Source organism: Blautia sp. DFI.3.45 (assembly GCF_020593505.1).
Taxonomy (GTDB): Bacteria; Bacillota; Clostridia; order Lachnospirales; family Lachnospiraceae; genus Blautia_A; species Blautia_A wexlerae.
On record NZ_JAJDMI010000179.1, the window covers coordinates 1 to 404 of the forward strand.

The 404-nt window shown below is 45.5% G+C and carries 1 protein-coding gene and 1 pseudogene; both read right to left on the reverse strand.

Annotated features, from left to right (window positions below; all coding sequences use genetic code 11):
- Window positions 1-148 (reverse strand): TnpV protein (locus LJE09_RS17495; RefSeq protein ID WP_227311619.1); only part of this gene is annotated, 148 nt, incomplete at its 3' end.
- Between the two features lie 26 nt (window positions 149-174).
- A pseudogene (locus LJE09_RS17500) lies at window positions 175-404 on the reverse strand (DNA recombinase); the annotation flags it as partial.

The window sequence follows — 404 nt, forward strand, 5'->3', positions numbered from 1 at the left end:
GCAGATGGTTGTAGAGAATGGGGCGATGTTCCTTTAGGTAGGATTTTCGCATTCTGCCGTACTTGCCGATAGAAGTTTCCGGCTGCACAGAAAGTTTTAGGTTGGGTATATCATAATCTCCGCAACGAATGTAAGTCAACTTACTCATATTCATTCTCCTTTGCTCCATGATGATTAGACTGCTGCGCTGGCTGCTATGCTGCCTTTGCGCGGTTCTTCTTTCGGCAGCTGTCCGACAGTAGAAAAAACGCCTTTTTTCATATCCTCCGCCCGGATCAGGGCTTTCTTAGCGTCCATTTCCGCTTTTTTCTTTGCCTTAATTTTGTCCTCATACCGTTTTTGTGCGCCACTGGCTTTCCGCTTCAAATAATTCTGATGAAGCCTGTCCTTGCGTTCTTCTTTTT